Genomic DNA, 22,640 nt, shown 5'->3' with positions numbered 1-22,640 from the left:
TGCCAACGGCATGGGGAGGCCGCTACTTTTTCAACAGAATCGGCCGAAAGCTGCCGGTGATCGTCGGTACCAACATCAGCGCTCACCGCCCAACCCACCATTGCCCGCCCTCTTCATCCCGATGCTAGAGTGCTCGCTCCATAGCCGCACAAATCCAAATCACCTAGCGAGGCCCCCATGCTCAACCATGTAATGGTCGGTTCGAATGATATTGAACGAGCGAAGCGGTTCTACGATGCCGTGCTCGGCGTACTCGGCGCAGGCGAGCCGCTGCGCAATGTGGCGCCGTCCGGGCACACGCGCCTGTTCTACCGTCACGATGGCAGTCTGTTCGGCGTGACCGAACCCATCAATGGTGAAGAAGCGACCGTCGGCAACGGCGGCACGATTGGCTTCAAGTGCAGCTCGGCCGAGCAGGTCAAGGCGTTTCACGATGTCGGCGTCGCCCATGGCGGCACCACCTGTGAGGAGCCACCAGGACTGCGCGAAACCAGCCTCGGCGCGTTGCACCTCAGCTACGTACGCGACCCTGACGGCAACAAGCTGTGCGCCATCTACCGCCCGCAGTAAGCGTCCCGCTCAACGCCGCACAGCCCATGTGCGGCGGTGAAAGCTCAACCTCATGCGCCGTAGATCACTGCGGCGCATGAAGCATCACAAGACGGCAGCAATTCCCTCCGTTTGCTCTCTCCCCTCACCCATCAGGGTTTGACGATCATCCCGACGCCACGCCCGCGCGGGTCTGAGCCGGTCTGCAAGCGGGTGCCGTCGACGCGTATCGCCTGGATATCACCCATCAGCCAGCCCTGATCCTCGAGCGTGTAGCCCATGGCTTTCAGCTCGTCGGCGACCTTGCCGGTCAACGGCGCGTGGGCGTCGTAGTAGATGGTGTCCTTCGGCAGGAGCTGATGGTGCACGCGTTGCGCGGCCACGGCTTTTTCCAGCGGCATATCGAAGTCGTAGACGTTGTTCAGCACCTGGAAGATCGAGGTGAAGATGCGCGAGCCACCCGGCGTACCGAGCACCAGGCTGACCTTGCCATCGCGCGTGACGATGCTCGGGCTCATGGACGACAGCATGCGCTTGCCCGGTTCGATGGCGTTGGCGTCGCTACCGACCACACCGAAGGCATTGGCGACGCCCGGCTTGGCGCTGAAGTCGTCCATCTCGTCGTTGAGCAGGAAGCCGGCGCCCTTGACCACCACACCGCTGCCGTAATCCAGATTGAGGGTGTAGGTGTTGCTGACTGCATTACCGTCGGCATCGACGATGGTGAAGTGGGTCGTCTGCGTCGATTCGAGGCCCGGACGCACCTTCTCGGTTTCGGAAATGGCCGTGGGATTGATCTCGGCTGCGCGCTGCTTTAGGTACTCGGGCGATGTCAGCTTCGCGACCGGTACGTCGGAATAGTCCGGGTCGCCTAGGTAGTCGGCACGGTCGGCAAAGACGCGCTTCTCGATCTCCGCCAGCAGGTGGATGTAGCGTGCCGAGTTCAGCTCGACGCCCTTGAAGTCGGCGGCGCGCTGCTGCTTCATGCCGATCAGCTGTGCCAGGGCAATGCCGCCGGAGCTTGGCAGTGGCGCTGTGTAGAGGCTGTTGCCCTGCCAGTCGACACGCATCGGCTCGCGCCATTTGACGCGGTAGTCGGCCAGGTCCGCCTTGGTGATCAGCCCGTCGTCACGCTGCATCTGCGCAACCAGCAAGTCGGCGGTCCTGCCTTTGTAGAAGTCATCCGGCCCCTTGTCGGCGATGCGCTCCAGGGTCTCGGCCAGCTCCGGCTGGCGGAAGGTGGAACCCGGCCGCATGCTCCCGAAGTAGTCCTCGAAGTTGGTCGTGCCGTTGAACAACCCGATGGCGTCCTCGCGGTACTGGAACTGCTGGTCAGCTACTGTGAAGCCTTCACGGGCATAGCCGACCGCCAGGGTGATGAGTTCGCTCCAGGGCAACTTGCCGAAGCGCTGGTGTGCCTCCCACATGCCCAACACGGTGCCGGGCGCGCCGGACGCCTTGGCGCCGACCAGGCTCAGGTTCTCGATCACCTCGCCCTTGTCGTCGAGGTACATGGTCTTGCTGGAGGCCTTGGGCGCAACTTCCCGGTAGTCCAGGAAATACGGTTTGCCGTCCATATACAGCGTCATGAAACCACCGCCGCCGATATTGCCCGCCTCGGGGTAGGTGACGGCCAGGGTGAAGGCGGTCGCCACCGCGGCATCCACCGCATTGCCGCCGGCCTTGAGCACCTGGGCGGCCACTTTGGCGCTGTACTCGTCGGGTGCGGCGACCGCCCCGCCTTCCAGAAGCGCGCCGTGGGCAATGTGGCCCGTAGCGACGATCGCCACGCCAAGGGTCAACCTGCTGATCTGAAGCAAACGCATCGTGCTCATCCTTATTCTTGTGGTCACCGCCGCCCCGCGATGGCTGGGGCGGTTATCACCAACATAGACAATGGGGACGAGGCGTAGGTGCGCAGCGGGCTTGAGGAGAATGCCGCGCCGGCCGAGAGAGAACGCGTGCTTCCGAAATGTGCCTATGAATATGCAGCCGAAGCCTGACTGGAAAAGCCAGACCTCAATATCGGCGAGGCATGCAGACTGGATATTTGTGAAAAAAATGTGCAGCGATGAGAGCGCGCCTGCTTGGCCCGCAATCGCATCTCAGGCCTTTGTTACGCAGCCCCGCCCGCCGCCACGAGGACGACTATCGAGCCTGGCTGTCCGTCAGCATCCGCCCCAGCGGCTTACCACGGCAACTCCTCCCCGCTATACGCATGGAACCCACCACTGGCCTCCGGCCCCAGACCATCGATCACACTCAACAGATCCCGCGCTGCATCGCTGGCGGGACGGCCGATCTCTTCGCCCCGAAAGGGCTGCGACAGCCGTGAGTTCACCGTGCCCGGGTGCAGCGCCAGCAGCACCGCATTCGGTTGGCTACGGCGCACCTCGATGGAAGCAGTCTTGATCAGCATGTTCAGCGCGGCCTTGGAGGCGCGGTAGCTGTACCAGCCGCCGAGGCGGTTGTCGCCGGTGCTGCCGACCTTGGCCGAGAGCATGGCAAGCACGCCGCGCTGGCGGTCGAGCAGGCCGCTGAAGTGGCGCAGCACCACGGCCGGGCCGAAGGTGTTGATCTGGAAGGTGGCGAGCAACTGCTCCTGGTCGAGATCGGCCAGGCGTTTCTCCGGCATGAAGTCGGCACCGTGCAGCACGCCCGCGGCGTTGATGATCAGATGAAATGGCCCCTGCCCCGCCACGCTGGCCGCGGCCTGTTCGATGCTGGCGGGAACGGTCAGGTCCAGCGCCGGCTCGGACGAGCGGCTCAGGGCGATGACCGACGCGCAGCGCGGGTCACTGCGCAAGGCATCGACCAGTGCGGCACCGATGCCACCGGATGCGCCGATGACCAGCGCGCGAAACCCTTCGGGAAATGATTCCAGTGGCATGACGATCTCCAGCAGATTTACGGTCGACGGACGCCCGCTTCACTGCGCCAGCGTTCGATATGTTCGGCGAGCAGGTCGGCGATGGGCAGGCAAGCGCCGAGCCGGTAGAGGTTCCAGTAATGGCCTTCCAGGGTGCGGTTGATCAGCAAGGTGCCGGAAGCCGGTTGCAGGCTGCCGAGTGCGGACATCATCAGGGGGAACAGCTCGGACAGCCGTTGATGCAGCGCCGCCTCGCGGAAGTCCCACTGCGCGCCGGTTTGCAGCAGCGGGTGCAGCATCAGGTGAATGCTTCGGTACAGCCCGTGCGGCGGCGTGCTTCCCGGCTGGCGCCCGCCCAGGGCCTGAAAGCCAGGCTCCAGCGCCTCGCTGGAGGTGCCACGCAGTGCTTCGAATATCTGCACGTAGCCGGCCAGCAAGCGCGGTTCCAGGCGCAGTACGCTGCCGAAATCGTAGACCACCAGCTCGCCAGTCTCTGTCCAGGCGAGGTTGCCGGGATGCGGATCGGTATGCAGCCGTTGCAGACCGAATGCCTGCTCGGCCAGCCATTGGCAGAGGGTTTCGGCCAGGCGCTGGCGCACCTCCGCCGGGGCCTGTTCGACCTCGGCCATGGAGCGGCCCGGCAGGTCTTCCAGCACCAGCACACCGGGCCGGCAGAGTTCGCCCGCGGCAAAGGGAATGCGGATGCCCGGCCAGTTGCTGAAGTGCTCGCGGAAGGCTTCGAGGTTGGCGCGCTCGGCCTCGTAGTCGAGTTCCTCGGCAATGGCCCGTTGCAGCTCGATATACACCGCATCGAGACGCGCGGGCGGCGTGCCGAACAGTCGCCCGAGCGGCATCAAGCGGCGTAGCTGGCGCAGATCGGCATCGCAGATGGCGCGGATGCCGGGGTACTGGACCTTCATGATCAGTGCCCTGCCCTGCCGATCCCGAGCGCGGTGGACCTGGCCCAGCGAGGCCGCCGCCGCGGGCTCAGGCTCGATGGATTCGAACAGTTCGTACAGCTTGCCGTCGTAGACGCGCTGCAGATTGGCTTCGAGCGCGTCGAACGGCAGCGAGGGCACCTGATTCTGCAAGCGCGCCAGCGCGGCGCTGATCGGATCAGGCAGCAGGTCCTGCCATTGCGAGGCCTGCTGACCGAGCTTCAGCACCGGGCCTTTCATCTGCCCAAGCGCATCACCGAGCAGTTCGCCGACCGGCACCCAGTCGATACGCGCCTTGCCTGGCGTGATGCGCTGCACCAACAGGTTGCCGGCAATGCGCGCGCCAGTGCCGCCCAGTTGCAGAAAGCGGCCCAGTGCCGAAGCCGACGGACGAGAGAATCGAGACATGCAGGCGACCCGCAAAGGCAAAGGCTGATCATGGGGCAGCCCGGCCCATGATCCAAGGTTCAATGGTTGCAGTCTGTTGCGCAGCGGAGGGGTTCGAAGTAGCTCAAGGGCAACGAGCGAAGCGGCCGGGGGGACCGCGCAGCAGATGGTCGCGCCGCCTGCAGAGCGCGCTGCAGCGGAGGTGCCGAGCACACTCATGCGGAACGGGCAGGCGGCTGGCGAGTCGGATTAAATGACTGCGCCCCTCGAACGTCGACCGCCAAACGCGCAATTTTCGGCACATCAGAAGCGCATCAGGCGACGATTCGAGCGGCATTCAGCCCGACCTGCCCACCAGGCGAGAAACGGGCCTGTTCCCCTCCGCCTTTGTCCTGATATGGACATGCAGGAGTGGGAACGAAGCACGCAGCGGCGCCTGCGTAAGGAGAACGGAATGACCGATTTCACTAATCTTTCCTTCCAACCAGACGATGAACCCCCTCGCATTTCCACTGGCAGCGAGGGGCTGGATGACATTCTCGGCGGCGGCCTCGACCCCAACCGCATGTACCTGTACGAAGGTAGCCCGGGCTCGGGCAAGACCACCATTGCGCTGCAGTTCCTGCTCGAAGGGGTCCGCCAGGGCGAGCGCGTTCTCTATGTAACCCTCTCGGAAACCAAGGACGAACTGGAGCTGGTCGCCAAGCGGCACGGCTGGTCCCTCGACGGTATCGATGTGTTCGAGCTGGTCACGCCGGAGACCAGCCTGGACCCGGACCTGGAACTGACGGTGCTGCACCCCGTGGAGATGGAGCTGAGTGAAACCACGCAGCAGGTGTTCAATCGGGTCACCGAAACCAATCCGAGTCGCGTGATCTTCGACAGCCTCTCGGAAATGCGCCTGCTGGCGCAAAGCCCTCTGCGCTACCGCCGGCAGGTGTTGGCGCTCAAGCATTTCTTCACCACCCGCAACTGCACGGTGATCCTGCTCGACGACCAGACTTCGGAAGTGGGCGACCTGCAACTGCATTCCATCTCCCACGGCGTGGTCATGTTGGAGCAGGTGGCAATCGACTACGGTGCCGAGCGCAGGCGTCTGCGGGTGATCAAGATGCGTGGCATCCAGTTTCGCGGCGGTTACCACGACTTCGCCATCCGCAAGGGCGGCCTGCGCATCTATCCCCGGCTCATCGCCGCCGAGCACCACTCGTCCTTCTCCGGTGAGCTGGCCTCGTCCGGTAATCCGGCACTGGACAAGATGCTGGGTGGCGGCCTGGAACGCGGCACCAACGCGCTGCTGGTCGGCGCTGCCGGCGTGGGCAAATCCTCGCTGGCCTTGAGCTATGCGGTCGCGGCGTGCAAACGCGGCGAGCAGGTCGCCTTCTTCGTCTTTGACGAAAACATCGCCACGCTGCTGGCGCGCGGGCGGGCGCTGGGGCTGCCCATGGAACCGTGGATCGAACAGGGGCTGCTGCATCTGCAGCAGGTCGACCCGGCCGAGCTGTCGCCCGGCGAGTTCACCGCCGCGGTCCGCCAGAGCGTAGAGGTGCGGGGGGCCGGCCTGGTGATTCTGGACAGCCTCAACGGCTATCTGCACGCGATGCCTGATGGCCGATTCCTGATTCTGCAGATGCACGAGCTGTTGAGTTATCTGGGCCAGAAAGGCGTGATCAGCATCATGGTGCTCGCCCAGCATGGCCTGGTCGGCCCAATGGATACGCCTGTGGATATCAGCTATCTCAGCGATGCGGTTATCATGCAGCGCTACTTCGAGCATGCCGGCGTCGTTCGCCGGGCGTTGTCAGTGGTGAAAAAGCGCAGCGGACGGCATGAAAACACCGTCCGTGAATATCGCCTCAGTAGCGCCGGCCTCGAGGTCGGACCGCCGCTCAGTCACTTCAGCGGCATCTTATCGGGCACACCGGAATACACCGGTGATGCGACTCAGCTACTGACAGACGAGCATGACGACGCCCACTAAACGAGAATGCCCCATCGTAGTCGTCTATGCCCCCATCGGCCGGGACGGTCCCGCCTCGGCCGAACTTCTCAGCCGCAGCGGCATGGACGCCGTTGTCTGCCACAGTGTCGATGAGGTGCTACGTCGCGCCGAAACCGATGCCGACGCCGTTTTCATCGCCGAAGAAGGCCTCTTCGGTCAGGACCTCCAAGCACTGGCCACCTGGGTCGATCAGCAACCGGCGTGGTCCGACTTTCCATTCGTGGTCCTCACCAGCAAGCATCAACAGCCGGCAGTCGCCGCATGGCGTCAGCGCATGGTGGCGGCGCTGCGCAACGTTTCCCTGCTGGAACGCCCGGTACAGAGCATCACCCTGACCAGCGCGGTGAAAGCCGCCCTGCGCGGGCGGCATCGCCAGTACGAAGTCAGGGCCTTGCTCGAAGCCCGTGAGCGCGCCTCGAATCAACTCGAAGCGCTGGTCGTCGAGCGCACCAGCGAACTGGAAAAGGCCAACCAGGAATTGCGCACACAGATGGCCGAGCGCGCGCAGATCGAAGAAACTCTGCGCCAGGCGCAGAAGATCGAAGCCATCGGCCAGCTCACCGGCGGCATCGCCCACGACTTCAACAACCTGCTGATGGTGATCTCCGGCGGCCTCGACATGCTCGACCGCCGCGCCGATCCTGCACGCCGCGAGCGGTTGATGGACGGTATGCGCCAGGCCGCGCAACGCGGAACCGCCCTTACCCGGCAACTGCTCGCCTTCTCCCGCCGCCAGTCACTGGAACCCGAGTCGGTCGACCTGGTGCTGCGCATCGGCCGCATGCGCGAGCTGCTCGACCGCAGCCTGAGCGGCGACGTGCACGTGGAAGTGCAGTTCGAGCCGGATCTCTGGCCGGTCGAAGTGGACCCTGGCGAGCTGGAACTGGTCGTCCTCAACCTGGCCGTGAATGCCCGCGACGCCATGCCCGACGGCGGCTCGATCCTGATCGAAGCCAGCAATGCACCCGGCGAAGCGGTGCTGGGCATCATCGGCGATTTTGTCCGCCTCACGGTGACCGACTCGGGCACCGGCATCCCAGAGGAGGTTCGCGCCCGGGTATTCGATCCCTTCTTCACCACCAAGGAGATAGGCAAAGGCTCAGGGCTCGGGCTGGCACAGGTCTACGGCTTCGCCCGGCAGTCCGGCGGCACGGTGTGGATCGAAAGCGAATGCGATCGTGGCACCAGCGTGATCATGCTACTGCCGCGCTCGGCACGTGTGCCCGATCAGCCTGACGGCGAACGGCCTGCCGAAGACGATAGCCCCGACGCCTCAGCCGGCACCGTGCTGCTGGTGGACGATGATGAAGAAGTCGCCGCGCTGGTCGGCGAGATGCTCGAACATCTCGGTTATCGCGTTACCCATGCCGCCAGCGCCACTGACGCGTTGGGCGCGCTGCAGAACGGCTGTCAGGCAGATATCGTCTTCTCCGACGTGATGATGCCGGGCGGCATGAACGGCGTTGAACTGGCCCGGGAAATCCGCACCCGCGCCCTCGGCATCCCCGTACTGCTCACCAGCGGCTACGCCGAAGCTGCGCAGCAATCTGCCGCCGCAGAAGGCGTGCACGTCCTCGCCAAGCCCTACCGCCTCGAAGAGCTGGCAACCTCGTTGCGAGAGGCGATCGAGAGTGCAGTATTTGCCGACCCCGTCAGGCAGGGATAGCCGGTTTACTCAGCGCTTAGAGCCAAAACCAGGCGCATTGCAGTTGAGGTAGGGGCCATCTTCACGCTCTTCACCGACTTTCACGTAAAGCTTGGCCTCGCGCAGCGTGAGCCGTATGGGCAGCGTCTGAAGCGTATCCTCACCAACCGTAATGCAATTGAACGCGGCCTCAAACTCATCGCCCTCGGCGAGCGCGGTGTTTATTGGACAGGTTCGTTTATCGAGCGCCATGCTCTTTTTCGTAACGAATACGGCATTCATGAAGAACGGCTGCTGAAGCTCTGCGCAGTTTCCTTCCCTTCCCCAGAGCCCGTGGTACTCGGTAGGTATTACATCCTGTCCGATCAGCTCCCTGCCAATGACGCCATTGAGTTCGGTCGCCGCCTGTGCGGGTGGTGTCGCCAGCCAAACCAGCGCCAACACGCATAGAGATCCTTTTAGGTACATCCTTGCTTCCTTGTATTGATGATGGGGGCATTCGGTGGTGACAACCTGCGTTCCAAGCGCACCTGATGGGCGTTCCGTTACAGAAATCCCGACTTTGGCTTCAAGGCTGCACACGCCTGGGCCTGCATGCTACCGTCCATCGCACTCAGCATCACAATAAACGTGTCGAGGGATGCCGCCATGCAACCGAAAGATCACTGGGAAAAGGTCTATTCCACCAAGGCCGCTGACGAGGTCAGCTGGTTTCAGGAACACGCCGAGCTGTCGCTGAAACTGATCCGCGATGCGGACGTGCCTTCGACGGCATCGATCATCGACGTGGGCGGCGGCGCCTCGACACTGGTCGATGATCTTCTGGCCAACGGTTATCGAAACCTGACAGTGCTCGACCTTTCCGCCGCGGCGCTGGCCACGGCCAAGACCAGACTCGGTTCCAACGCGGCGAGCGTCCGTTGGCTGGAGGCGAATGTCATCGAAGCCGCGCTACCCGAGCGCAGCTTCGATGTATGGCACGACAGAGCAGTCTTTCACTTTCTGACCAGCGAAGAAGACAGGCATGCCTATGTGCGCCAGGTGCTGCACGCGGTCAAGCCCGGCGGGCTGGTGATAGTGGCCACCTTCGCCGAGGATGGCCCGGAGAAATGCAGCGGCCTGCCGGTCATGCGCTATGGCGCCAGCGAGCTGCACGCCGAGTTCGGCGAACCCTTTCTGCTGCTCGGCCATGAAAAGGAATCGCACCACACCCCCGGCGGGATCGAACAGAAGTTCGTCTACTGCTTCTGCCGCAAACTGGTCCAGTAGCAGGCAGCGCTGACAGCTGACCGCAGCGGCTCCGCTGAAATCGCACAGCAGCAACTAGCCGTAGCCGAAGGCGTACCTTCTGGCGAAACCTTAAGCCTCAAGAAGCCATTACTGGCGAAGAGGTCCGCTATTCCAAGCCTTTTTCTGCACTTGTCCTGGACCCGATTTAAGTGATCGTAGCCAGGAGTTTTTCGCACTAGCAGGACCTAGCCCCGCTCACTCTTGGGTGTGTCCATCACGATGTAGCTTGTGATCGACGACACGTGGGGCAAGGTGCCCAGCACTTCGGTGTGGAACAACTTGTACGCTTTGATATCTGCAACTTCTACGCGCAACAGATACTCGAGCGCACCAGTGACTGTGTGGAATTCGACCACGTCGGGAGAGGCGGCGATAGCACGCTCAAAGGCTCCCAAACTTTCTTTGGTATGGCTGGAAAGCCCAACGGCCACATAGACGACAAAGCCAGCCCCCAGCAGCGCCTTGTCGATCACCGCCCGGTAGCCCTTGATAACTCCGCTGCGCTCCAACTCCTGCACGCGTCTGAGGCACGCCGAAGGCGATAAACCGACACGTTCCGCCAGTTTCAGGTTGGTCTGGCGAGCGTCCCCGGAAAGCTCACGCAATATCTTTCTATCAATTCGATCAATTTCGAGCATTTGTTGCTTCCATATCTAGCAGCGCCGAGATTATGCAACAACAATTCTTGAGCCGAACAATAAAATTGCAGCACCAATCTCAAAGCAAAGAGTTGTATTGATGAGCGATCTCGGAGTCCTCCTGCCGTTCCTGATGTTTGCCATCGTCATGACTGGAACACCTGGCCCCAATAACCTCATGGTGCTCATGTCAGGTGCGCGAGTCGGCGTCTTGAGAACCATGCCGCTTGTTTGCGGCATCGCGCTCGGCATTGGTTTGCAGCTCGCGATAGTTGGCTCAGGCTTGGGCTCGGCGTTTGAGAAAATCCCGGGCTTCCATAGCGCGCTGAGTGTTGTCGGAGCGGCCTATATTCTTTGGCTCGCGTGGGCAATCGCTAACAGCGGCCCCTTGCAGATGCAGGTAGATCCCAAGCCGCCAATGGGCCTCATAAGTGGGGCGGCGTTCCAATGGATCAATCCCAAGGCATGGGCACTATCGATAAGCGTGGCCGCAACCTACATCCCGCCTGAAAATCACTTTCTCAACTTATGCATCGCCGCTGTCATCTTGGCGGCGATATCGGTGCCTTGTGTGGGGGTATGGGCGCTGGGTGGCTTGACGTTCAGGCGCTGGCTGGGAAGGCCGCGGATTGCCTCGGCATTCAATGTTTCCATGGCTGTGATCCTGGTGGTTGCAACGATGCCGGCAGTTCTGAACCTCTCGATCTAGCGAACATGGGCGCAGGCGTGGACCGCCTGCGGAAAATTGCACATCTCGCCACCTCTCCAACAATGCCCCAACAATGTGCATGCATGCCTATCTGGCCGCCGCGATATGGTCCCGAGAAAGGAATGCCGGGCGTTCGCTGATGCACCATTCACGATCACTGCGAGCACCGTTTTCTCGCCTTACACGGTGATGCCGAAACGGCATCGGCTTGCTCGATATTCTCTGCTTCTGCGCACAGCATGACCCGCCAGATACTGCGCTCGCCGGCCGCCATTCCGCGTCGGCAGAGCAGGATCGAGCCATGAATGAATCCCTTTGTGCCCGTCATCTCGAAGCCGGCGCGCTGCCGCTGATCGATATCGCCGGGCTGTTTTCTACCGATCTCGACGAGCGCGTCGCCGTGGCCAAACGCATCGGTGCGGCCTGTCGCGAGGTCGGTTTCTTCTGTATTGCCAACCACGGCGTCAACCCGGCGCTACAACAGGCGGTGTTCGAGCAGGCGCGGGCCTTCTTTTCCCAGCCGGAAGCAGGCAAGCGTGCGCTGGACAAGGTGTTCTCGAAGGCCAATCGCGGCTATGAGCCGTTGCGCGGTCAGGTGCTGGAAGCCGGTGCGCCGGCCGATCTCAAGGAAGGCTTCTATATCGGCGAGGAGTTGGCCGAGGACGACCCACGGGTGCTGGCCGGTCGCTTCAACCACGGCGCCAACCAGTGGCCGAGCGAGCTTGCGGACTTCCGCCCGACCATGGAGCGCTATCGCGATGCGATGAACGCCCTCGCGGCACGGCTGATGGGCGCCATCGCGCTGTCGCTGCAACTGCCGGAGGAACATTTCGCCAGTTTCTGCCGCGAGTCGATGAGTACCCTGCGCCTGCTTCACTACCCGCCGCAGCCGGCCAATGCCGCGCCCGGCGAGAAGGGATGCGGCGCACATACCGACTTCGGCGGCTTGACGCTCTTGCTGCAGGACGAGAATCCCGGCCTACAGGTCTGGGATCGCCACAGTGACAGCTGGATTCACGCGGCTCCTGTGCCGGGCACCTATGTGGTCAACCTCGGCGACATGATCGCCCGCTGGACCAACGATCAGTACCGCTCGACGCTACACCGAGTGGTCAATATTTCCGGGCGCGAGCGCTACAGCGTGCCGTTCTTCTTCAGCGGCAACCCGGACCATCTGGTCGAGTGCCTGCCGACCTGCCTCGTGCCGGGCGAGTCGCCGCGCTACCCCGCCGTGACAGTGGAAGAACACCACCGCGAGATGTACCGGAGGACCTATGGCTGACATCGTCCTCATCCACGGGGCCTGGGCCGGTAGCTGGGTCTGGGATTCGCTGCAGGATGGCCTGCGCGATGCCGGCCACAGACCGCACGCGGTCGATCTGCCGGGCAACGGCCATGACGCCACGCCACTCGCCAAGGTCTCGCTGCAGCGCTATGTCGAGCACGTCGGCGCATTGATCGAGACGCTGCCCGGCCCGATTCAGCTGGTGGCGCATTCCGGCGGCGGCGTCACTGCCACTGCCGTGGCCGAGGCTTATGCCGAGCGCATCGCCGGGGTCGCCTATGTCGCCGGAATGATGCTGCCCAGCGGCATGAACTTCGGCGAACTCTGCGCCGAGCTCGCCCGCGATTTCCCCGAGGTCAGCGGCATCGGCCCTTATCTCGAAGCCGCGCCCGGCGGCAGCCGCGTACCGGCCGATGCCGCCTGCGCCGTGTTCTTTCACGATGCACCGGCACAGGCCGCCATCGCTGCAGCGCGCCGCCTTACGGTGCAGCCCGACGGCGGCCGCGACATCGCCGCGCATTGGAGTGCCGAGCGTTTCGGACGTCTGCCGCGCTTGTATATCGAAGCCGCGCAGGACCGCTCCGTGCTGCCACTGGTGCAACAGCGCATGCAGCAGCTGGTGCCTGGGGCCGAGCGGGTTCTGCTCGATTGCGGCCATGCGCCGCAACTGGCCATGCCCGGCGCGCTGCTCGCCGCGCTGGTGGATTTCTTCGCTCGCCACCCACATCCGGTGCACTGACCCGTTTATTGCATCGCGCTTATCACGCCGAACCTTCAAGGAGCTTCACCATGTTCAAGAAAACCCTGCTCGCCAGCGCCCTGCTCGCGCTGTTCAGCCAAACCGCCCTGGCCGCCGACAAGGTGCGCTGGCTCAACGACTGGTTGCCAGCCGGCGACAAGGCGGCGATCTACCTAGGTGTCGAACAGGGCCTGTTCGCCGCAGAAGGCATCGAAGTGGAAATCGCCAGTGCCCGTGGTGGTAGCGACGTGGTGACCAAGCTGGCCACCAACAGCGCGGACTTCGGCTCGGCCGGCCTGGCCTCGCTGCTGCAGGCCAAGGCCCAGGGCGAGGTGCCGGTGGTCGCCGTCGCGCCGATCTACAACAAGCAGCCAGACGCCTTCTTCACCACCGAAGGCTCGGGCATCGAGAGCTTCAAGGACATCGTCGGCAAGACGGTCGCCACCCCGACCTTCTCTGCCTCCAACGTGGTCTGGCCGCTGCTGCTGGAGCGCAACGGCATCGACCCGGCCAGCGTCAAGCTGCTCAAGCTCGACCCCGGCGCGCTGGCACCGATGCTCGCCACCGGCAAGGTGGACGCCACCATCAACTGGCTGACCGTCGCGCCCGGCTTCGTCCGTGCCCTCGGTGAAGCGGACAAGACGCTGAAGACCATCCCCTGGTCGGAATACGGCTTCGAGGGCTACGGCCTGTCGCTGGTGGCTTCGCAACGCTTCGTACAGAGCCATCCCGAGGTCGCCAAGAAGTTCGTCAAGGCCTACCAGCAGGCGCAGAAGAACGCCATCGCCAACCCGGCTGCAGCGGCCGCCGCACTGAAGAAGATGGTTGCCGAAGTCGACGAGCAGCAGGCCGAAGAACAGTTCGCTGCATCCGTGCCGCTGATGCAGAACGAGATCAGCGATGCCGAGGGCACCGGTTTCGACGCCAAGCGCCTGGCCACTACCTGGGAATGGGTCGCCAAGGCGCAGGGCATGCAGATTGATGCCCTCGACCCGGCCAGTGCCATCGACACCAGCCTAAGCGAGTGATGCCATGAACGCCGCCGCCCTGCCCGCCACACCGCGCCCCAACATCAGCTTTGATCGCGTCAGCCAGGTCTTCACCTCCTCCGATGGCAGCGAGGTGGTGGCGCTGGACAACGCCAGTTTCGATATCGGCCGTCATGAGTTCATCGCCGTGCTCGGCCCCTCGGGCTGCGGCAAGTCCACGCTGCTGCGCATCCTCGCCGGGCTGGTACGGCCAACTCACGGCCAGGTCAGCATCTACGGCAGTCCGGTGGACGGCCCGCGTGACGAGATCGGCATCGTCTTCCAGCGACCGACCCTGCTGCCCTGGCTGAACATCCGCGACAACCTGACCTTTCCCATGCGCCACAAGTACGGCCGCGTCACCGCACAGGAAATCACCCGCGGCGAGGAGTTGCTGGAACTGGTGGGGCTCAAGGAATTCGGCAACAAGCGCCCGGACGAACTCTCCGGCGGCATGCAGCAGCGCGCGGCGATTGCCCGGGCGTTGCTGCACGACCCGGAAATCCTGCTGATGGACGAGCCGTTCTCGGCACTCGACGCCCTGACCCGCGACGAGCTGAGCCTGGAGCTGCTGAACATCTGGACTCAGCGTCCGAAGACGGTGCTGTTCATCACCCACTCGATTCCCGAAGCGCTGCTGCTGGCCGACCGCATCCTGGTGATGTCGGCGCGCCCCGGCCGCGTGCAGGAAATCATCGAAGTCGACCTGCCGCGCCCGCGGTCCATGGAAACCCTCACGGAGCCCCGTTTCAATGAGCTCGCCAACCATATCCGCCGCAAAGTCTTCTCGCGCCATGCCGCCCATTAAGCCCAGGGCGCTGCGCCTGAAGGCCCAGGCCGATCGCCTCGCGCCCTGGCTCGCCTTCGTCGTCCTGCTGCTGGTCTGGGAGGCGGCCTGCCGCCTGCTCACGCTGCCGAGCTTCGTGCTGCCCTCGCCCAGCGCCATTCTCGCGGCGACGCAGAAGGTCGGCCTCGGTGCCTGGGCCGAGCACATCTTCGCCACCCTGCGGGTGACGCTGATGGGCTACGGCCTGTCGATCCTGATCGGCATCCCGCTGGCCATCGCCCTGGCGTCCTCGCGACTGATGTCGCGCACGCTGTATCCGCTGCTGGTGATCGTGCAGTCCACGCCCATCGTCGCGGTGGCGCCGATCATCGTGGTGGTGATGGGCGCCGGCGACCTACCGCGGGTGTTCATCACCTTCCTGATCGCCTTCTTCCCCATCGTGGTGTCCTGCGTCACCGGCCTCCTGGCGACGCCGGAGGAGCTGGTGGAACTGTCGCGCTCGCTGGGCGCGTCGCAGGCCCGCGAGTACCGCAACATCCGCCTGCCCTATGCGATTCCACACCTGTTCTCGGCGCTGCGCATCTCCATCACCCTGGCGGTGATCGGTGCGGTGGTCGCCGAGTTTGTCGCTGCGGAAAAAGGCCTGGGCTACTTCATCAACTTTTCCACCTCGATGTTCCAGGTGCCGCAAGCCTTCGCTGCGCTGATGATGCTGGTGGTAATCAGCCTGGTGCTATTCCACCTGATCGGGTTGCTGCAGAAGGTCTGCTTTCCCTGGAGCCTGCCCAAGGGTGGGCATTGAAGCCCACCACTTCTTAATCTCAGTCTGGATAACGCCATGTCTCTCGACGATCTCGCCCTGCTGCGCAAAAGCTTCGACGTCGCCCGCCGCGCACTGGAAAACGGCACCCACCCGTTCGGCGCCATTCTGGTCGGGCCGGACGGTGAGGTGCTGCTGGAACAGGGCAACGCCTACATGCCCGACCACGACATGACCGGCCACGCCGAGCGCGTGCTGATGACCCGTGCCTCGACCCGCTACACGCCGGAATTCCTCTCGCGCTGCAGCATGTACACCTCCGCCGAACCCTGCGCCATGTGCGCCGGGGCCGCCTACTGGGTCGGCTTGGGTCGCGTGGTCTATGGCCTTTCCGAGCGGAGCCTGAAGGACATCACCGGCAACCATCCGGAGAACCCGACGCTGGACCTGCCTTGCCGCATCGTCTTCAAGGCCGGCCAGCGCAAGGTCGAAGTCGTCGGGCCGCTGTTGGAAGACGAGGCTGCTGCCCTGCACGAAGGCATCTGGTAGGTCCCGCCAGAATCAGGCAAGCGCCCGGCAGGATCGCCATAACGCGACCACCGTCGTCCCTCGCAGTATTCGAATCACGGCGTCAACGACGTCGCCCGAATCCACCTGCGGAGGACAACCCCATGTCGAACATCACCGGCAAAATCGTACTTATCACCGGCGCCAGCAGCGGCATCGGCGAATCCACGGCGCGCCTGCTGGCAGCCCAGGGCGCAACCGTCGTGCTGGGCGCGCGACGCCTCGAACGGCTGGAAAAGCTCGTCGCCGAGATCGGCGAACGCGGTGGCATCGCCGCCTGCCGCGCGCTGGACGTGACCAGTCGCGAGAGCACCCAGGCCTTCGTCGACTTCGCCGAACAGCGCTTCGGCCGCGTCGATGTAATCGTCAACAACGCCGGGGTGATGCCGCTTTCACCGCTGGACGCACTGAAGGTGGACGAGTGGGACCGCATGATCGACGTCAACATCCGTGGCGTGCTGCACGGCATCGCCGCCGGCCTGCCGCTGATGCAGCGCCAGCGCGCCGGCCAGTTCGTCAACATCGCCTCCATCGGCGCCTACGCGGTGAGCCCGACCGCGGCGGTGTACTGCGCCACCAAGTACGCGGTGCGGGCCATCTCCGAAGGCCTGCGCCAGGAGGTCGGTGGCGATATTCGCGTGACCCTGGTTTCGCCCGGCGTCACCGAATCGGAACTCGCCGAGAGCATTTCCGATGACAGCGCCCGCTCGGCCATGGACGACTTCCGCCGCATCGCCATTCCGGCCGACGTCATCGCCCGCGCCATCGCCTATGCCATCGACCAGCCGGCCGATGTCGACGTCAGCGAGCTGGTGGTGCGCCCCACCGCCAGCCCCTACTGAGGACGCCACCATGATCCTTCGTACAGGCAACACCCTGGCCGTATTCGGATCACTAACCTTCGCCTCGCTGGAAGCCGCCGGCAACGAGCGCCACGAACGTGGCGTCGAGGTGATGGATCACCTGTCAGGCGGCGCCGGGCAACCCGTGCTCGAAGCGTTGCGCAAGGACTATCCGTTTCTCGCCGAGGGCATCACCGAATACGCGCTGGGCGATGTCTGGGGACGCAGCGAGCTGGATGATCGCACCCGCCAGCTGGCCGTGGTCGCCGCGTTCGCCGCTCAGGGCCATCTGCAGTACATGAAGGTCCACGCCGGCTACGCGCTGCGTCTGGGCGTCAGCCGTGAGGAGCTAAAGGAGGTGGTCTACCTGACCACCGTGACCGCCGGCTTCCCCCGCGCCATCGACGCCGCCCAGGCATTGCGCGAGGTGCCGGACCCGGCGCCGCGTTGAATTTTAGAGCCTGTCTACGATCTAGCGAGCCAGAGTCCTGCAAGGCGCAACGACCAACGGGAGTAACGGCCGAAGGCTGGCCCGCAGGGTGAGCGCCAGCGAATCAAACAGGCGAGGACGCGGAGTTTACTGATGTAAATGAGCATCCGAGCCTGTTTTTAACGCAGCAGGGCCGACGCGCAGCAGATCGTGAATAGGCTCTCAGGCGGTGCTGCGCAGCCGGGCTAGATCCTTCACCGGCGAGGCGCCGAACAGCCGGCTGTACTCGCGGCTGAATTGCGAGGGGCTTTCGTAGCCGACCCGGTAGCCGGCGCTGGACACATCGAGTCCCTCGGCGATCAGCAGCCGCCGCGCCTCCTGCAGGCGCAGCTGCTTCTGGTATTGCAGCGGGCTCATCGCTGTGAGCGCCTTGAAGCGGTGATGCAGCGTCGAGCTGCTGAGGTTGACCCGCTGCGCCAGTTCCTCGATGCGCAGCGGTTCGACGTAGTTGCGGTTCAGCCATTCGATGGCGCGGGTGACGCGATGGCCTTGGCTGTCGCGCACCGCGATCTCGTGCAGATGGCGCCCCTGCCTACCGCAGAGCAGACGGTAGAAAATCTCGCGCATGGCCAGCGGCGCCAGCACCGGGATGTCCTGCGGGCTGGCGAGTAATCGCACCAGACGCAGCGTGGCGTCGAGCAACGGCGCATCGATGCGATCCAGATAGACCCCGCGCGCCGGCCCTTCCACGGGCTGGCTTAACTGCGCGCTGTCGGCCACCAGAGTGGCGACCATTGCCGGGTCGATATCCAGGCGGATGCACAGGTACGGCTCGCCGGACGAGGCCTCCAGCACGCGACCAGCCACCGGCACGGTGACCGATACCACCAGGTAGTGCAGCGCATCGTAGGTGTACAGCTCGTCACCCAGGCGCACCTCCTTGCTGCCCTGCACGATGATGCACAGCGCCGGCTTGTGCAGCCCGTGCACCAGTTCGCTCGGCGCGCTGCAGCGGATCAGGTAAAGATCGTCAATCGCGGTGGGATGCATGCCGTCGTCGCGCAAGAGGCCATCGATCAGCCGCGCCAGGGCGGCACGCTGGGCAATCGTTTCCTCGGCGGAATGAAGGTCCATCTGGTTCATGCAGGCAACCGGTGGAAGCGGAGAGGACGGTTAGCTTAGCAGCCCATCCGGCCCGCGGTCGTCCCGCCCCATGGCAGTGCATCGACACGACGGCGTCACCGAGTGAAGCACCAAAGCGATGCACCGGCTAACATCGTCGCATGGCCAACCGGTGGCGCAGCTGCCGTGGCCGCGTCGCATCTCAATTCCTGACTGCTTGGCCAGCTTTTTGCTACACCCTGGTCATGAAAAACCCAGCGGACGCCTCCATGCCCGAATCCCAGACCGCGCGCCTCAAGCTCTGCGGCATAACCAAACAGTACCCAGGCTGCCTGGCCAACGACCGTATCGACCTGTCGATCCAGCCGGGCGAGATACACGCCCTGCTCGGCGAGAACGGCGCCGGCAAGAGCACCCTGATGAAGATCATCTACGGCGTGACCCAGCCGGACGCCGGCGAAATCCACTGGCAGGGCGAACGGGTGACCATGCGCGACCCGGCCCAGGCCCGCGAACGCGGCATCGGCATGGTGTTCCAGCACTTCTCGCTGTTCGAGACGCTCTCGGTCGCGGAGAACATCGCCCTCGCCCTGGGCGCGAAAGCCGGTACGCCGAAGCAGCTGGAGCCGAAGATCCGCGAGGTCTCGCAGCGCTACGGCATGCCGCTGGAGCCACAACGGCTGGTGCACAGCCTGTCCATCGGCGAGCGCCAGCGGGTGGAGATCATCCGCTGCCTGATGCAGGACATCCGCCTGCTGATCCTCGACGAACCGACCTCGGTGCTCACCCCGCAGGAGGCCGACGAGTTGTTCATCACCCTGCGCCGGCTGGCGGCCGAGGGCTGCAGCATCCTGTTCATCAGCCACAAGCTCAATGAAGTGCGCGCGCTGTGCCAGAGCGCCACGGTGCTGCGCGCCGGTCGCGTGTCCGGTGAATGCATCCCCGCCGAATGCTCGGACCTGGAACTGGCGCGGCTGATGGTCGGCGATGCCGAGGGGCTGGAAGCCGAATACCCGAAGAGCGAGGGCCGCGCGCCGTTCCTGCGGGTCGAGCGGCTGTCCTGGCACAACGCCGATCCGTTCGGCGTGTCCCTCGAAGAGGTGGACCTGGAAGTGCGCGCCGGCGAGATCGTCGGCATCGCCGGGGTCGCCGGCAACGGCCAGGACGAACTGCTCGCCCTGCTCAGTGGCGAACAGCGCCTGCCGGCCGCACAGGCCATGCGCATTCGTTTTCTCGGTGACGATGTCGCCCACCTGCGCCCCGACGCCCGCCGTCGCCATGGTATGGCCTTCGTGCCGGCCGAACGCCTCGGTCACGGCGCGGTGCCGAGCATGAGCCTGGCCGACAACGGCCTGCTCACCGCCTATCAGCAGACCGGCATGGTCGAGCAGGGCATGATCCGCCGCGGCAAGGTGCGCGCCTTCGCCGAACAGGTCATCCAGCGCTTCGCCGTGAAGACGCCGGACGCACAGACCCCGGCGGCAAGTCTGTCCGGCGGCAACCTGCAGAAATTCATCCTTGGTCGCGAAATCCTGCAGCAGCCGAAGCTGCTGATCGCCGCGCACCCGACCTGGGGCGTGGACGTCGGCGCGGCAGCAGCGATCCACCGCGCGCTGATCGAACTGCGCGATGCCGGCGCGGCGATCCTGGTGATCTCCGAAGACCTCGAGGAGCTGTTCCAGATCAGCGACCGCATCGCCGCCCTGAGCGACGGCAGGCTGTCGCCACAGCGCGCTACTGCCAGCACCTGCCCGGTCGAAGTCGGCCGCTGGATGGCCGGCCAGTTCGATACCAGCGACACCCCTGTTTCCACCTCTGCCGCCTGACGAGAATCCATCATGCTGTTATCCCTGCAACCCCGCGGCGAGGCCTCACGGGCCATGCTCTGGTTCTCGCCATTGCTGGCGGCACTGCTGACGCTGCTGAGCGGCGCGCTGCTGTTCGCGCTGCTCGGCCATCCGCCGCTGGAAACCCTCAAGGTGCTGCTGATCGACCCGCTCGGCGATCTCTACGGCGTCTCCGAACTGCTGGTCAAGGCGCTGCCGATCCTGCTTTGTGCGCTGGGCCTGGCGGTGGTCTACAACGCACGCATCTGGAACATCGGCGCCGAAGGCCAGCTGCTCATCGGCGCACTGGCCGGCAGCGCGCTGGCAGTCAACATCATCGACTGGGACTCGCGCTGGGCACTGGTGCTGACACTGCTGCTCGGCACGCTCGGCGGCGCCGCCTGGGCCGGGCTCTGCGCCTGGCTGAAGACGGCGTTCAACGCCAACGAAATCCTCACCAGCATCATGCTCAACTACATTGCGCTGAACCTGCTGCTGTTCGCCGTGCACGGCCCACTGAAGGACCCGGAAGGCTTCAACTTCCCCGAGTCGGCGATGTTCGGCGACGCCACCCGGCTGCCCGAGCTGATCGAAGGGCTGCGCGTGCATGGCGGTTTCTACTTCGCCCTGCTGGCACTGGTGGTGGTCTGGGTGCTGCTGCAGAAGAGCTTTCTCGGCTTCCAGATCAAGGTGCTCGGCCTGGACAAGCGCGCCGCCGGCTTCGTCGGTTTCCGCGACAAGAAGCTGGTGTGGATCGCCCTGCTGATCAGCGGCGGCCTGGCCGGGCTGGCCGGCGTCGCCGAAGTCACCGGGCCAATCGGCCAGCTGGTGCCGCAAGTTTCACCGGGCTATGGCTACGCGGCGATCACCGTGGCCTTCCTCGGTCGCCTGAACCCCATCGGTATCGTCTTCGCCAGTCTGCTGATGGCGCTGCTCTACCTCGGTGGAGAGAACGCGCAGATGGCCGCCAACCTGCCGCAATCCATCACGCAGCTGTTCCAGGGCATGGTGCTGTTCTTCCTGCTCGCCTGCGACGTACTGATCCTCTACCGCCCGCGCCTGAAGCTGTGGGCACGCAAACCGGCGCTTGTCAGCGCCAAAGAGGAGCCGGCCACATGATCGTCCGCACTGCGCTACTGCCCTTTTCACCCGCTGCCTACCGCTTGAAGTTCGAGGCCTGACCGATGGACATGGATCTGCTGACCAATATCTTCTACGCCATGATCCGCACCGGTACGCCGCTGCTGCTGGTCGCCCTCGGCGAGCTGGTGTGCGAGAAGACCGGCGTACTCAACCTCGGCCAGGAGGGCATGATGCTGTTCGGCGCGGTGATCGGTTTCATCGTCGCCTTCGCCAGCGGCAACCTCTGGCTCGGCGTGCTGTTCGCCTGCCTGGCCGGTGTGCTGCTCTCGCTGCTGTTTGCCATGGTGGCGCTGGGCTTCAACGCCAATCAGGTCGCCACCGGTCTGGCACTGACCATCTTCGGCGTCGGCCTGTCGTCCTTCGTCGGTGCCAGCTGGGTCGGCAAGCCGCTGGCCGGCTTCGAGCCGATCGCCATTCCGCTGCTCAGCGAGATCCCCGTGATTGGCCGCATGCTGTTCGCCCAGGACCTGCTGGTCTACCTATCCTTCGCCCTGTTCGCCCTGGTGGCCTGGGTACTGCTGAAAAGCCGCATCGGGCTGATCATCCAGGCCGTCGGCGAAAACCCCAACGCCGCCAGCGCCATGGGCCTGCCGGTGCTGCGCGTGCGCACCCTGGCGGTGATGTTTGGTGGCGGGATGGCCGGGCTTGCAGGCGGCTACATGTCGCTCGCGTATACGCCGATGTGGGCGGAAAACATGACCGCCGGCCGCGGCTGGATCGCCCTGGCCCTGGTGGTGTTCGCCAGCTGGCGGGTGAGCCGCGTCCTGCTCGGCGCCTACCTGTTTGGCCTGGCCAGCATCCTGCACCTGGTGGCGCAGGGCCTCGGCCTGGCGATCCCCGGCAACCTGCTGGCGATGCTGCCGTATGTGGCGACCATTCTGGTGCTGGTGCTGCTGTCGCGGGATGCGATCCGTACGCGGTTGTACGCGCCGGTGTCGCTGGGGCAGCCTTGGCAGCCGGGGCATTGATTTGTCGGGCCGGTTGGCTACGCGGAACCAGGCCGGTTGGCGAGTTGCTTGAGGAGCCTGGTTTCGCCCTGCTGGGCGAGTTACTTTTTCCAGACGCCGAAAAAGTAACCAAAAAC

Annotated in this window: 22 protein-coding genes; 16 read left to right on the top strand and 6 right to left on the bottom strand. The window is 64.4% G+C overall.

The genetic code is table 11. From position 1 onward, the window contains the following. The first annotated feature begins 177 nt into the window (after window positions 1-177). Window positions 178-570: a VOC family protein gene (locus tag LO50_RS06155; protein WP_044314450.1), complete on the top strand. Its 393-nt coding sequence runs from the start codon at window positions 178-180 to the stop codon at window positions 568-570. 131 nt (window positions 571-701) lie between these two features. Here the strand turns inward: LO50_RS06155 and ggt are convergent, their stop codons facing one another. The 3 genes from ggt to LO50_RS06140 form a co-directional block, all read right to left on the bottom strand. Beyond that, entirely contained in the window at window positions 702-2,375 is a 1,674-nt protein-coding gene (gene ggt, locus LO50_RS06150; protein WP_044314449.1) for a gamma-glutamyltransferase, read from the bottom strand. Window positions 2,376-2,737: 362 nt separating this feature from the next. Next, on the bottom strand, window positions 2,738-3,439 hold the full coding sequence (locus tag LO50_RS06145) for an SDR family NAD(P)-dependent oxidoreductase (protein ID WP_044314448.1): 702 nt from the start codon (window positions 3,437-3,439) through the stop codon (window positions 2,738-2,740). A gap of 17 nt (window positions 3,440-3,456) precedes the next feature. Next, window positions 3,457-4,764, bottom strand: coding sequence for an ABC1 kinase family protein (locus LO50_RS06140; RefSeq protein WP_044314447.1), 1,308 nt, complete (start codon window positions 4,762-4,764; stop codon window positions 3,457-3,459). Window positions 4,765-5,197: 433 nt separating this feature from the next. Here LO50_RS06140 and LO50_RS06135 point away from each other — a divergent pair, with 433 nt between their 5' ends. Both LO50_RS06135 and LO50_RS06130 read left to right on the top strand, forming a co-directional pair. Beyond that, window positions 5,198-6,724: an ATPase domain-containing protein gene (locus LO50_RS06135; protein WP_044314446.1), complete on the top strand. Its 1,527-nt coding sequence runs from the start codon at window positions 5,198-5,200 to the stop codon at window positions 6,722-6,724. Next, window positions 6,708-8,411 (top strand): ATP-binding protein, encoded by a 1,704-nt coding sequence (locus tag LO50_RS06130; RefSeq protein ID WP_044314445.1) that lies wholly within the window; start codon window positions 6,708-6,710, stop codon window positions 8,409-8,411. Before LO50_RS06135 ends, LO50_RS06130 begins: the two co-directional genes overlap by 17 nt. Before the next feature lie 9 nt (window positions 8,412-8,420). On the opposite strand, the gene LO50_RS06125 is transcribed toward LO50_RS06130, so the two are convergent. Next, complete coding sequence (locus tag LO50_RS06125) at window positions 8,421-8,972, bottom strand: hypothetical protein (RefSeq protein WP_152623954.1); 552 nt, start codon at window positions 8,970-8,972, stop codon at window positions 8,421-8,423. A gap of 66 nt (window positions 8,973-9,038) precedes the next feature. On the opposite strand from LO50_RS06125, the gene LO50_RS06120 reads away from it, so the two are divergent. Further along, window positions 9,039-9,659 (top strand): class I SAM-dependent methyltransferase, encoded by a 621-nt coding sequence (locus LO50_RS06120; protein ID WP_015276270.1) that lies wholly within the window; start codon window positions 9,039-9,041, stop codon window positions 9,657-9,659. Window positions 9,660-9,865: 206 nt separating this feature from the next. Here LO50_RS06120 and LO50_RS06115 read toward each other — a convergent pair whose 3' ends face one another. After that, a complete protein-coding gene (locus LO50_RS06115; protein WP_044314444.1) occupies window positions 9,866-10,318 on the bottom strand; it encodes an Lrp/AsnC family transcriptional regulator in 453 nt (150 codons plus the stop codon). Window positions 10,319-10,418: 100 nt separating this feature from the next. On the opposite strand from LO50_RS06115, the gene LO50_RS06110 reads away from it, so the two are divergent. The 9 genes from LO50_RS06110 to LO50_RS06070 all read left to right on the top strand — a co-directional run bounded on the left by LO50_RS06110 (window position 10,419) and on the right by LO50_RS06070 (window position 17,486). Continuing rightward, window positions 10,419-11,027: a LysE family translocator gene (locus tag LO50_RS06110; RefSeq protein ID WP_044314443.1), complete on the top strand. Its 609-nt coding sequence runs from the start codon at window positions 10,419-10,421 to the stop codon at window positions 11,025-11,027. A 301-nt stretch (window positions 11,028-11,328) separates the two neighbouring features. Next, window positions 11,329-12,309, top strand: coding sequence for an isopenicillin N synthase family dioxygenase (locus LO50_RS06105; protein WP_044314442.1), 981 nt, complete (start codon window positions 11,329-11,331; stop codon window positions 12,307-12,309). Beyond that, complete coding sequence (locus LO50_RS06100) at window positions 12,302-13,051, top strand: alpha/beta fold hydrolase (protein WP_044314441.1); 750 nt, start codon at window positions 12,302-12,304, stop codon at window positions 13,049-13,051. Before LO50_RS06105 ends, LO50_RS06100 begins: the two co-directional genes overlap by 8 nt. Before the next feature lie 50 nt (window positions 13,052-13,101). Further along, entirely contained in the window at window positions 13,102-14,079 is a 978-nt protein-coding gene (locus LO50_RS06095; RefSeq protein ID WP_044314440.1) for an ABC transporter substrate-binding protein, read from the top strand. A 4-nt stretch (window positions 14,080-14,083) separates the two neighbouring features. Beyond that, window positions 14,084-14,887, top strand: a complete 804-nt coding sequence (locus LO50_RS06090; protein ID WP_044314439.1) for an ABC transporter ATP-binding protein — start codon at window positions 14,084-14,086, stop codon at window positions 14,885-14,887. After that, window positions 14,874-15,668, top strand: coding sequence for an ABC transporter permease (locus tag LO50_RS06085; protein ID WP_044314438.1), 795 nt, complete (start codon window positions 14,874-14,876; stop codon window positions 15,666-15,668). The genes LO50_RS06090 and LO50_RS06085 overlap by 14 nt, the downstream gene beginning before the upstream one ends. Before the next feature lie 36 nt (window positions 15,669-15,704). Further along, window positions 15,705-16,175, top strand: a complete 471-nt coding sequence (locus LO50_RS06080; protein ID WP_044314437.1) for a nucleoside deaminase — start codon at window positions 15,705-15,707, stop codon at window positions 16,173-16,175. A gap of 122 nt (window positions 16,176-16,297) precedes the next feature. After that, a complete protein-coding gene (locus tag LO50_RS06075; protein ID WP_044314436.1) occupies window positions 16,298-17,035 on the top strand; it encodes an SDR family oxidoreductase in 738 nt (245 codons plus the stop codon). Window positions 17,036-17,045: 10 nt separating this feature from the next. Beyond that, the gene (locus LO50_RS06070) at window positions 17,046-17,486 is read left to right on the top strand and encodes a carboxymuconolactone decarboxylase family protein (RefSeq protein WP_044314435.1); all 441 of its coding nucleotides are present in this window, start codon (window positions 17,046-17,048) and stop codon (window positions 17,484-17,486) included. Between the two features lie 201 nt (window positions 17,487-17,687). On the opposite strand, the gene LO50_RS06065 is transcribed toward LO50_RS06070, so the two are convergent. Beyond that, a complete protein-coding gene (locus tag LO50_RS06065) occupies window positions 17,688-18,608 on the bottom strand; it encodes an AraC family transcriptional regulator (protein ID WP_044314434.1) in 921 nt (306 codons plus the stop codon). A gap of 248 nt (window positions 18,609-18,856) precedes the next feature. Between LO50_RS06065 and LO50_RS06060 the strand changes: the two genes are divergently transcribed. From LO50_RS06060 to LO50_RS06050, 3 genes are all read left to right on the top strand, one after another. Further along, complete coding sequence (locus LO50_RS06060) at window positions 18,857-20,413, top strand: ABC transporter ATP-binding protein (RefSeq protein ID WP_044314433.1); 1,557 nt, start codon at window positions 18,857-18,859, stop codon at window positions 20,411-20,413. 12 nt (window positions 20,414-20,425) lie between these two features. Then, window positions 20,426-21,532 (top strand): ABC transporter permease, encoded by a 1,107-nt coding sequence (locus LO50_RS06055; protein WP_014821136.1) that lies wholly within the window; start codon window positions 20,426-20,428, stop codon window positions 21,530-21,532. A gap of 65 nt (window positions 21,533-21,597) precedes the next feature. Continuing rightward, entirely contained in the window at window positions 21,598-22,524 is a 927-nt protein-coding gene (locus LO50_RS06050) for an ABC transporter permease (RefSeq protein WP_044314432.1), read from the top strand. The last annotated feature ends 116 nt before the right edge of the window (window positions 22,525-22,640 follow it).

Origin of the sequence: Stutzerimonas stutzeri, assembly GCF_000935215.1 — a bacterium.
In the GTDB taxonomy this organism is placed as follows: Bacteria; Pseudomonadota; Gammaproteobacteria; order Pseudomonadales; family Pseudomonadaceae; genus Stutzerimonas.
Note: the sequence above shows the minus strand (reverse complement) of the source record. Positions and strands in the feature narration are given on the sequence as shown.